This is a genomic window from Pirellulales bacterium (genome assembly GCA_036499395.1).
GTDB lineage: Bacteria > Planctomycetota > Planctomycetia > Pirellulales > JACPPG01 > JACPPG01.
In genome coordinates this window covers 1-11,071 of the sequence record DASYDW010000082.1, presented here as the reverse complement: position 1 = coordinate 11,071, position 11,071 = coordinate 1, and the positions used below count along the sequence as shown (strand labels likewise).

Genomic DNA, 11,071 nt, shown 5'->3' with positions numbered 1-11,071 from the left:
TCTCGAGGCGTCGCACCACTTCGGCTTACACGCAAGGAGCCTGCCGGCTGGCCCGATTTGCTTCAGATCTGCTCTTCCAACACGAGTAACTATACGCGTCGTGGCGAGAGTAGGCAAATCGGCGTCAGGGACGGAGTTGAGCGATATCGCTCATAAAAAACACCGCACGCACCTCGGATCGCATGGGAAAAGTCTCTTCGGCGGCAGAAATCGCGGTTCACTTCACCCGAGCAAACGTTCCTTGTCCGTGCAAGTTCAAATACTCGATCAACACCTGGTCGGCCTGACCAGCCGCATCGATCGAGAATCGCACGCCGGACAGTCCGCCGGCTGACTCGCCGGCCGGCTGAAACGTGAACTCGTCCCGATCCCAGTGACGCAGCTCGTACGAGATCGGTTTCGGGCCGACATGCAGCGTCAGCTTCTCCTCTGCGACGGTTAGCTCGATCGTGCCAAACAACTCATTGGCGTACTTGCCCGCATACGCGGACAGCGGCAAAGGCGAAGTCGGCGCATCAGGCCGGTGACTGTAATCGGTTTGCGCTCCTAGCTCTCGCTTGGTCTCCTCGTCGAACATGCGATTGGCGAATTCCACCCAATCGCGCTCCAGTTTGCCCGCTACGACCAGATCGAAAAAGCTCTCGGTCAGCCCTTCGGGCACGCCGGTCGATCCGGCGTTCGACAACACGGCAATCGCAATTTTCTCTGTAGGCATAAAAGACACTTCGGTCCGCATACCCAGCGAGAAACCGCCCGAGTGTTTCCAGAAAACTCGACCACCCCGTTCGATGCTGACGTTCCAGCCCAGACCGTAGGAAACCTGTCGTCCCTGCTCGGCGTTGAAGGACAAGAGCATTTGCGGCGTATGCGTGTCTGCCAGGGCCGCGGCCGTGATCAATTGCCGTCCGTCAATCTGCCCGTCGTTCAACTGCAACCGCATCCAGGCTACGAGGTCATTGAGCGTGGTACTCGCGCCGCCGGCCGGCGCCTGTGCGTCAGGCTGACGCTTGTTCTTCGGCGTCCACTTTCCCTCGATCGGGACATGCAAACGAGCTCGGTTTTCATGTTTCTCGTAATCGGCGAAACGAAAGCTCGACGACTTCATGCCCAGCGGGCCAAAGAGCTTCTCATCAGCGACCTCGGCCCACGACTTGCCAGGTGCCAGGCAGACCGCGTAAGCCGCCTCGCTGTACCCAAAGTTCGTATAGGCGTATCCGGCGCGAAAGCTACTGTCCGGCGGTTGAAAGCGCAAACGTCGCAAGATCTCTTGTCGGTCGTAGCCAATGTCCTCGAGCAAATCGCCGGCATGGTCCGGCAGTCCGCTGCGATGGCAGAGGAGATCGCGCAATCGAAGCTCGCGCGTCACGTACGGGTCATACATGCGAAAGGCCGGATCATGATCGATGACGCGATCGTCCCACGCGATTTTCCCCTCGCCCACCAGCGCCGCCAACACGGTCGACGTGATTGGTTTCGAAACCGATGCGACCTGGAACACAGTCTCGGCGTCGATTAGTTCCGGCTTGCCCGCCTCGCGAACACCGAACCCTTTCTTGAACACCACCTCGTCTTGATGAACGACGACGATCGCAATGCCAGGCACGCCGGTCCGCTTCAAAGTATCGCCGGCCAGTACATCCAGTTTGCCAACCGCCGCTTGCACGCGCTCACGACTGATCGAACTAGCGACGGGCTCTGCCGCACGCACCCCGGTAGCCAGAGCCAGGAGGAGGAGCATGTACAACACGATCGAGGGACGAACGATTTGCATTTTCAGAAACCAAAATTGGGTGCGCGGGAGCAAACCGATCGGGCTCCTCTCCATCGGAAAAATAGCACGAGAACCGCGATCCCCTCCATCACGACTGCCCGCAGAAATCGAACATGCAGACGCCGCGCCGTGGTAAAGCCGCCAGAATGGGCCTCCCCGCGGGCGATACGGGCCCGAAAAGCACCTGGCATCATCCCCTGGCTCTTGCAGACCCCCCGTCGTGCAGGTTAGTAATTGAGGCCTAGTAAATACGTCTTTTCAATCGTCACCCCACCCCGCAAAAACTCGCCATGCACCGCTACCTCCTGCTGCCGCTGTTCGTTCTCGCCTGTTCGTTCCCAGCAATGGCTCATGCCGAGCTGAAAGTCGGCGTCGGCAAAGCGATCATCACGCCCGATCCGTTGTTGCCCGTCTCGGGTGGAGTCGGCGCTGGTCGGCCGGCCACCGCGAAGCAAGGCGATCTGACAGCCCGCGCCGTGGTTTTCGAGCAGGGTGAAACCAAGGTCGCGATCGTGCAGCTCGATCTGCTCGGCTTTCCCTCGGTGCTGTGTGCCCGCGTTCACAAGCAAGTCCCGCGCATCCCGGCCGACAATATTCTGATTGGCTCGACCCACACGCACAGCGCGCCGGATTGTTACGGCTTTCCCGGGCTGGATGGCAAGCCGTCGGGCGATTTGAAGTACATGGACTTTGTCAGCAACCAAGCGGCGGTCGCCATCAACCAGGCGCTGGATAATCTTCAGCCCGCGCAATTGAAAATCGCGACCGGCGAGGCGCAGGGCAAGATCGCTTACAACTATTACGCTCCGGAACTCTATGACCCGCGGATGAGCGTGATCCAGGCCCTCACGCCTGCTGGCAAGACGATCGTGACGCTGGTCAACTACGCCGTCCATCCAGAAGTTCTCGGTAACGGCGTCGGCCTGGTCAGCCCCGACCTGGTCGGCCCGCTCTGCGACAAGCTCGAAGCCGATCTCGGCGGAATGGGCATGTTCATGAACGGCGCGCAAGGCGGAATGGTCACGGCCGACAATCGCATCCTCGACAAGCCCTCGGATCCGGTTCATGCCAAGTGGCATGACGCCCGCGTGTGGGACGAATGCCTGCGCATCGGCCACCTCATGGCCAGCGAAGCCGAACGAATTGTGAAGGACGCCAAAACACAGACCGATCCGCCGCTGGCCTGCTTTTCGAAGCAGGTCAAGTTCCCGGTCGAATCGCGGCTGATGTGGACGATTATCCTGGCCTCGCCGCTGAAATATCCGCACAACGACGACAAGTCGGTCAGCACTCGCATGAACCTGATTAATATCGGCAATGCGCAGATTCTCACCATTCCGGGCGAGGCCCTGCCGAACATCGGCTACTACATCAAGCGGCACATGAAGGGCGAGAACAATATGTTGTTCGGCCTGACGAACGATGCCTTCGGCTACATCCTGACCAAGGTCGACTTCGCCAGCTTCAAGCGCTACGAATACGTCTCGAACACCTCGCTCGGCGAAATGACCGGCGAGATCCTGATTGAGAACGCCCTGAAGCTGGTCGACGAATCGCCCGCCCCCGGCGCGAAGAAGTAACGCGATTCCTTAACGCCCACCACGACTCTCCGGTCCGTGCGGGTGCCACTGCTGGCTTGCCCAGCAGTGCCGATTTGCGTGTTGGGTTAAGCACACCAGACCGAAGCGCCAGCGACGGAATCTTCGAAGGCCTCCTTTCAACGCACCGCCGCTGCGTGCAACTCAAACACCAGCGGCGGTTGCCCCGCGCCGGCGCGCACCCGATTGACCAAGCGCAAAATCGCCGGCCGCTGCAGAATTCGCCGCTCGACCGCACGCTTGCCAGGGATATCCAATAGATAAAGCCCCAACAAGAGCGCGATCCAGCCCGATCCCGGCGTCACCAGCATTACCAGCCCCGCCGCGAGAAACACGGCCCCCAGCACGTTCTTCGCCACGAGCAACGCCCAGCGCCGGGCCGGATGCGAGCCCTGCCACGCCGCGAGCGGCCGATGAGGATGCGCAAAATAGTCGGCCGGAATCGAAACCAGGTAATACCGGGCCACCCACAACGTGACCACCACCGACACGATCCACACAGCGACCGAAGCCACTAACAGCGAAACGTGCGACCGCGCGTAATCAAAAAGTGGTTCAACGAACGTCACGGATAAATCGCTCACAGAGGTCAAGTAAACAGTAGGTCATCGTTCGGATCGGCCCGTGACGTCGGTCACGCTCGCTCGATCCCGCCACCGATGTTGATACCATAGCGTTATTCGCTCCCCGCGCACTTGTATTGGTTCTCGAAGCATGATCCAACCAGACCGTGCCGCCCGATTCCTCGCCGAACTCGATGCGGCACTCGCCGGCGCCGCTGATCCCCCCACGGTCGCCATGCAATTAATCGCCAAGAGCTTCTCGCATTATCAATGGGTGGGCATCTACTGGCTGGCGGGGCATACGCTCACGCTGGGGCCATTCGTCGGCAAGCCGACCGAGCATACCCAAATTGCAGTAGGGCAGGGGGTCTGCGGCACCGCGATCGCGCAGGGCAAGAATCAACTGATCGCCGACGTTCGCGAGGTTGCGAATTACCTCGCCTGCTCGACCACAACCCGCGCCGAGATCGTGGTGCTGATTCATCACGCCAGCGAAGTGATCGGCCAGATCGACGCCGACTCGGACGCCGTCGGCGCCTTCGACGCATCGGACGAGGCGTTGCTAAACGCCGTCGCCGCACGATTGGGCCGTTGAAGCAGAACAAGCGACACAGTAACGAGCCCCCGATCATTACCCGCTAGTGGCAATCCGTCATTCGTCGACAGTTACTCATTTGGCCTTTACCACAATGTGCGCACGAAGGATCTCCTCGATTTCAGCAGCATTTGTGCGGTTCATCTGACGGCACCAATCCAGCGGCGTCTCGCCATCCTTGCCTACGGCGTCCGGTATCGCACCGTTTTCGAGCAACAACCGCAACACCCTTGTGCTGCCACACTGGGCCGCTTCATGCAGCGGCGTGTTTCTTCGGTCTGTTAGCGCGTTGACATCCGCCCCCGATTCGATCAGCACCTTGGCAATATCGTAATGGCCCCAGAATGCGGCGCTATGCAAGGCCGTTTGACCTAAATAACCGGTTCCGTCGCACTCATTTCGTATGTCGACATCGCAACCAGCTTTCAAAAGCGCCGCGACGATTCTTTGGTAGTTCATGTCTACCGCAAAGTGCAGCACGGGATACCCATTGGGATGCCGTGAACTGGCGGCCTCAGGATTCTCGTTCAGCAATCGAGATACCTGTGCCTCATCGCCGATGGCGACGGCGGAAACGATGTCCAGCGTCGCGCCATGCCGAATCAGATTGGCGATGATGTCCTTCGCCTCTCGATTCTGCTTCAGATACGTGGGGTGAATCTCCTCAGCCACGATCAGCACGACGTTTCGTCCGCCTTCACTGCCGCTTGGATCTGCACCATTCTCGAGTAGCAGCTCCACCAGCTCCGGCCACTGATAGCGTCCTCCTTGGAACAGGTACGCGTGTACGTACTGCGGGGACCGGCCCGCGATCAGAAGGCACTTATCCACAAGCTCCTGCCGAAGCTTGACATCGGCCTCGGCAAAACGGGGATGCTTGAGAATCGCCCGAGCGTTGTCGGCCTTGCCAAAGAGTGACGCTACTTCGAGCGCGGTTGGGTAATCGAATTTTTGATACCCGGGGCGAGAATGAGCAAAAACGTCGATCCCATTGTCGATCAACATATCGATCGTCTCTGGCACTCCGACGCAAGCGGCGTAATGCAATAGCGTCGCGTCGTCGCCGACAAACATGACGCCCGATGGGCCACCCTGGCCGGTAATCCTAGCCTTTACATTGGCGCCGCTTTCAATCAAAAGCTTCACGACGTTGGGATATGCCAACGCCATCTGGATTACGGGAAAGCCATATCCACCTTCCAGGTCGTTCACATCTACATGATGTTCGCGGATCAAGTACTGGCAAATCTCCAGACGGCCCAGGGCTGCCGCCGTGCGCAGAGGGCTATCGAATCGGAGACGACTCGCGAGTTCCGGAGACTCTTTCAGGATTGCTGTGACTCGGTCGAGATCGTCCAAATCAATCGCCGTAATGATGTCATATTCAGCACCGGCATCCAGCATCAACCGGATGATCTCATACCAGATGTCCTTGTGATGTATGCCGTCTGGGCGGACTAGATTGTCGACCGCATATTGGAGGGGAGTCTTGCCGTTACTCTGCACCGTCAGGTCCGGCTTCTTGTGTAACAGGAGTGCCGCAATCTCAGGATTCTCAACCAAGTGCAAAGGCGCGAGATGGTTGATACCAACTGCATTGACATCCGCTCCATGATTAAGCAGCCACTCGACTACCTCGACCTTGCCGTATTGAGTGGCGTAGTGCAATAGCGTGAAATCATCGTGGTCCCGAAAATTGATCCAAGTCGGATCCGCATTTAAGACGGTGATAATGCTGTCGGACTTTCCTTCCTCTATATAAGATGTCAGCGCCTCGAACCCGGTCGGAACATTTTCCTCCTCACCTTCGGCAGGTATGAGATGAATTGGCTGTACATCGGCTTCGGATTTAGCAACGGCGTTCTCTGCCGGCACCGGTGCAGGCGATTGCGTGCAGGATGCCGATGACGCCAAAACGACAAGCCATAACCCACTGGTAAAGAAACGCAACGTGCTTTTTTTATGGCTGCGACTCATGGATGAAGCCCAGGCCCTAGGCTTGCCGACGCATCGCAAAGATATGTGCTGCCCTCCTCTTATACTCGCACAACTCGTGTAGCCCAGCAATTGTCGATTCCACATCCGTGCCTGCGCAAGCTGTAAGAACTACGCTGGACGGGTTGCAAGTCCTTTCCGAATTGGTAAGCCGCGCATGGCAATCGCACGAACGACGGTTTAGGATAACCGGCGACGACTGATTCTTAACTGCCTTGGGAGCATGTCGATGCGTCACAATTTCTGGCACCGTGTTGTTGCTTGGCGATCCTTGGCGCCGAGCATTCGGCTTGCCGTGGTCGTCGCGATCGCCCTAGCGTCGTGCGGCGCTTCGTCAGCCTACGCAGAAGACTCCGACGAGCCGGTGACGCTCGAAAACGTCGGCAACCCCGGCAAGAACGACCCCGCCGAGCCGCTGGCCGAAGAATTTTCCGCGGCCAAGGCAGCGCGTTATCTCGATGTAGCGGCGGTCGGCTGGCAAAAGACTTTCGGCTGCATGACCTGCCACACGAATTATTTGTATCTACTTTCGCGGCCTGCCGTCTCCAGCGACGTGATCGCCCATAGCACGGTGCGCAATTACGCCGAGAAGCTGGTCTCGGATCGTTGGCCGGCGAAGGGACCTCGCTGGGACGCCGAAGTGGTCATGACCGCGGCCACGCTCGCCGGAAATGACGCGCAAACCACCGGCAAGCTCCACCCGCTCACCAAGGAAGCGCTCGATCGTGTCTGGACCGTACAGCGCGAAGACGGCGGCTTCGACTGGTATAAGGTCTGCCACTGGCCTCCCTACGAAGACGACGACTATTTCGGCGCCACGATGGCCGCCATCGGCGTTGGAATTGCGCCCGACGGCTACGCCAGCACCCCCGCCGCGCAGGCCGGCATCAAAAAGCTGCACGACTATTTCGCGGCCAATCCGCCGCCGTCGCTGCATCATCGCGCGTTTTTGCTTTGGGCCGCGACGTATCTGCCTGAGTTCATGGACGACTCGCAACGAAAAGAGTGCGTCGACGAACTGCTCAGCCTGCAGCATGAGGATGGCGGTTGGGGTATCGCCCAACTGGGAACATGGGAACGCCGTGACAAATCACCACAAGACACAGTGTCCAGCGACGGATATGGCACCGGCTTTGTCGTTTTCGTCGCTCGCCGGTCAGGCATTCCGGCCACCGACCCACGGCTGGTCCGCGGTGTTGAATGGTTGAAAGCGCATCAGCGCAAGAGCGGCCGCTGGTTTACCCGCTCGCTGTTCTGCGACCGGGCCCACTATATTTCGAATGCCGGGACATCGTTCGCATTGATGGCGCTGGCCGCCTGCGACGCGTTGGCGGATTCGGAAGCGAAGCCCTAGGCCTCGCTGGGTGCCGCTGTTGGCTTGTCCAGCAATGCAGAGCTGCGGAAAGACACTGCTAGACGAGCCGGTACGCGAAAACCACTCACGGCAGGGGCGCCGACTTTAGCTTCCATTTGCCCGCCTCGCGGATCACAGTCCAGGTCACCTCGCCGCGCTCGGCACTATTACCGTCTAGCACCTTCACGCGCAGGTCGGCCGCGTCTTCCGAATTGGGATGAATTTCGGTAACGATGTACATCCCCTCGGCATAGCGCTTTCGCTGTTTTTCGTCGGGCGCGGTGCCGGTGGCGAAGACAGTTTTGAATTGCTTGGCGCTCGCCGCCGCATCCGCCAGTTGCGTTACCGGCCATGCCAGGACATCGCTATTAGCCGGCGGAGCCGCGTTGCGCGAACATCCGACCGTGGCCAGCGACAACAGCGCCGCCACCGCGGCGCACTGTACACCGGTCATGGCGCGGTTCCCGATTCACCGCCGGCGCGGGTCGAGACTGACTTCCACACCGTGGCATCGATCGAATCGGCCGTGAATTTTGACGAGCCATCGGCGTACATCGCGATCACGCCCCCCGGGTGCTTGCTGCGCGCCGACGCAAAAACCGTCCCATCCTTTTGATTTTGCGTGCAATGCAACGGATCTCCATCCGAGATTTTCGGCTCGCACATCGGGATATAGTCGTTCATTTTTGAATTGGGCGTGTACATCGTCGTGAAGATCGACGATCCCATGGCGTTGGCCGCCCAACAGCCGCGGGCGTCCAGGTAGCTGTCATAACCAATCACTTCGCTGACCATCACCGTGTTCGAAAGGCCGTCGATCACGTCCGAGGGCCTGGTGCCGCGGCCGTAGCCCATCTTCCACGTGCCGGGGCAGCGCGGATCGTTCTGAGCGACAAAGCTCCCCAGATCGACCACACCAAACATGCCAGCCGTGGTATTGTCGGCGTACGAGTTGTAGTCCTTCGATCCCCAATTGCCGGCGTAATTTCCTTTGCCGAGTCCCTCCAAACTCCAACTGGCCAGTTGCCAGTCCATCGTGTCGGCGCTGGGACACAGCAAGTACCAGGGCGTCACTTGTCCGATGGCGTCGAAGTAATCGCCGACGTCCGAGGCTGGATGCGAGCAGTCATCGCAGCCGCTGTAATCCTGTTGCATGCAATTTTCCAGGTCTTGCATGGTGCGGGCGTCCTCCATGTCACCGGCGATCATGCTCACCCAGTTCGGCCCCTGACACACGGCGCCGGCCTGCGTTCCGCCGGTAATCCATTTGTTCTTGGCCGCGTTCGGTACGCCAGCCGGAAAGCTATTCAGCCGACTGACCTGGTTGTGCAGTGCGATCCCCATCTGTCGCATGTTGTTGCTGCACTGCGCGCGGCGGGCCGCCTCGCGCGCCGCCTGCACGGCCGGCAGCAGCAAGCCGATCAGAATGCCGATGATCGCGATCACGACCAGCAATTCGACGAGCGTAAAGCCACGGCTGCAATCGCCCCCTCGTGGAACAGTCATTTCGAAATACCCGAACTCGAATTAGCTAAATGCGCTGCACGCAACACGGTACGCTGGCGTCGGAAGGCCGTGTCACTTCGCGTGTCTGCGAACGAGTGGGTAGCCCCCGCAGAGCATCGCCAGTACCGCCAGTGCGATGCTGCCCGGTTCAGGGACGGGGGCAACGGCGGCGCCAGCGCCGCTCGTTGCCAGCCAGTTAGACGACACGAGCGCCAAGTCCTGACCGTTGACAATGCCATCGTTATTGACGTCGCCAGTGACCATCGAACCGGTTTGCAACCAATTGCTCGAGACCAAGGCCAGGTCTTGCCCATTGACGATGCCGTCATGATTTACATCCCCCGTCAACGCCTGAGGAGCAGCGGCGGGGATCATCGTCAGCCCGTAGAAGTACGTATCGCTCGTGCTACTGACGATTTGATTGAAGGTGAGCGTTCCAAAATCACCGTTCGAGGATCCACTTTTGTCGATGGCCTCGTAAACGCCCGTCGAGGTCTGCACGAAGATATCGACCCACTTGCTATTCGTTGGATCGATCTGAACGGACAGCCCTTCGGGCGAGCCTAGTGCGTTGATGGACTCGCGTGACGCGTATGTCAGATTGTTGGCGCTCAAGGGGGTGCCACCGGCGGAATACAATTTGCCGATGTAGGCATTCCCGGACGGATCACCGACGACGTAAGCGACGTTCGGTGTGCCGGCGACCCCATTGATGGGTTGCGTCCCTGGCAATGTGACAAAGCCGAAAGCGGTCGTCGAATTATCTGACAGCGGCGTCAGCAAAGTATTGGTCGGTGTCGGCGACGTAGGCGCTCCGGCGCCGATCGCATAGAAGCCATGCGTTCCTACGGAGCTCGACCCGGTGCCGCCGTAGAGTTGCCCGCCCGCGATTTGCACATTGCGCCAATCGGTATTTCCCTGCAGTGCGGTGGTCGTAGCACCCGACGTGCCGAAATTCGCGACGTATTCCAAGCCGCCGCCAAAGCCCTGCCCCGGTGGACCGTTATATTTGCTGGCGACCCACATCTCGCTGCCGTCGTTCGAGTATGCGGCGCGTAGGTATTGCGGGCTGGCGACGGTTGCATTCAACGCGGTGTGCGAGAAGACGCCGCTCGTCGATACCTGGCCGATTTGATAGTAGGGACCCATGCCGCTGCCATCGGTGACGCGTGCGGTGTTTGGGTCCACCGGCTGCTGGTAACCGGCAAAGTCGATGTACTGACCGTTGCCCGAGATATTCAGATGCCCCTCGTGGCTTGCCAGCCCGATACCCGGCAGCGTCATCACGTCGGTGGGAATCGCGTAGGTGCCGACGTATGAGCCCGTCGGCGTGTATTCGTCGAGGTACATGGGCACCTCACCCGTCGCATAGTCATTTTCCGAATGCGTGGCGTCGCCACCGCGCATCACGACCAAGTCCCCCGGCGTGAATTTCGTGATCGGGGTATTTTGGGCGACAACGACACTCGCCTGCGCTGCTAGTCCCACGGTTATCACCGCCAACAACCGCACCTTGCTGAATTCCATCAGAAACCCGCTCCGTCTGTGCTTAAAGCCTATCCGAGAACCTTGGCGGCTCTCAAGGCGACGATAGCGAATTGAAAATGGAGCAGGCCCAGATAATTCGCGGCTTTCTTTTCCCAGCGGATCAACAAGCGCCGTGCGCGGTTGAGCCAGGAGTGCGTGCGT

The 11,071-nt window shown here is 59.4% G+C and carries 10 protein-coding genes; 3 read left to right on the top strand and 7 right to left on the bottom strand.

Annotation, left to right across the window (positions count from 1 at the left end):
• Window positions 1-217: 217 nt before the first annotated feature.
• Complete coding sequence (locus VGN12_15725; protein ID HEY4310900.1) at window positions 218-1,771, bottom strand: serine hydrolase; 1,554 nt, start codon at window positions 1,769-1,771, stop codon at window positions 218-220.
• A 290-nt stretch (window positions 1,772-2,061) separates the two neighbouring features.
• Between VGN12_15725 and VGN12_15720 the strand changes: the two genes are divergently transcribed.
• Window positions 2,062-3,351 (top strand): hypothetical protein, encoded by a 1,290-nt coding sequence (locus tag VGN12_15720; GenBank protein HEY4310899.1) that lies wholly within the window; start codon window positions 2,062-2,064, stop codon window positions 3,349-3,351.
• Between the two features lie 137 nt (window positions 3,352-3,488).
• Here the strand turns inward: VGN12_15720 and VGN12_15715 are convergent, their stop codons facing one another.
• A complete protein-coding gene (locus tag VGN12_15715; GenBank protein HEY4310898.1) occupies window positions 3,489-3,938 on the bottom strand; it encodes a PGPGW domain-containing protein in 450 nt (149 codons plus the stop codon).
• 145 nt (window positions 3,939-4,083) lie between these two features.
• Between VGN12_15715 and VGN12_15710 the strand changes: the two genes are divergently transcribed.
• Window positions 4,084-4,527 carry a GAF domain-containing protein gene (locus VGN12_15710; protein HEY4310897.1) on the top strand — a complete coding sequence of 148 codons (444 nt, stop codon included), beginning with the start codon at window positions 4,084-4,086 and terminating at the stop codon, window positions 4,525-4,527.
• Between the two features lie 75 nt (window positions 4,528-4,602).
• On the opposite strand, the gene VGN12_15705 is transcribed toward VGN12_15710, so the two are convergent.
• The gene (locus VGN12_15705) at window positions 4,603-6,504 is read right to left on the bottom strand and encodes an ankyrin repeat domain-containing protein (GenBank protein HEY4310896.1); all 1,902 of its coding nucleotides are present in this window, start codon (window positions 6,502-6,504) and stop codon (window positions 4,603-4,605) included.
• Between the two features lie 247 nt (window positions 6,505-6,751).
• Between VGN12_15705 and VGN12_15700 the strand changes: the two genes are divergently transcribed.
• Entirely contained in the window at window positions 6,752-7,876 is a 1,125-nt protein-coding gene (locus VGN12_15700) for a prenyltransferase/squalene oxidase repeat-containing protein (GenBank protein HEY4310895.1), read from the top strand.
• Window positions 7,877-7,961: 85 nt separating this feature from the next.
• Here VGN12_15700 and VGN12_15695 read toward each other — a convergent pair whose 3' ends face one another.
• The 4 genes from VGN12_15695 to VGN12_15680 form a co-directional block, all read right to left on the bottom strand.
• Window positions 7,962-8,330 carry a hypothetical protein gene (locus VGN12_15695; GenBank protein ID HEY4310894.1) on the bottom strand — a complete coding sequence of 123 codons (369 nt, stop codon included), beginning with the start codon at window positions 8,328-8,330 and terminating at the stop codon, window positions 7,962-7,964.
• Window positions 8,327-9,382: a DUF1559 domain-containing protein gene (locus VGN12_15690; protein ID HEY4310893.1), complete on the bottom strand. Its 1,056-nt coding sequence runs from the start codon at window positions 9,380-9,382 to the stop codon at window positions 8,327-8,329. The genes VGN12_15695 and VGN12_15690 overlap by 4 nt, the downstream gene beginning before the upstream one ends.
• A gap of 72 nt (window positions 9,383-9,454) precedes the next feature.
• Window positions 9,455-10,909 (bottom strand): dockerin type I domain-containing protein, encoded by a 1,455-nt coding sequence (locus VGN12_15685; protein ID HEY4310892.1) that lies wholly within the window; start codon window positions 10,907-10,909, stop codon window positions 9,455-9,457.
• A 29-nt stretch (window positions 10,910-10,938) separates the two neighbouring features.
• Window positions 10,939-11,071, bottom strand: a 133-nt coding sequence (locus VGN12_15680; GenBank protein HEY4310891.1) for an IS5/IS1182 family transposase, incomplete at its 5' end; no start/stop codon positions are given.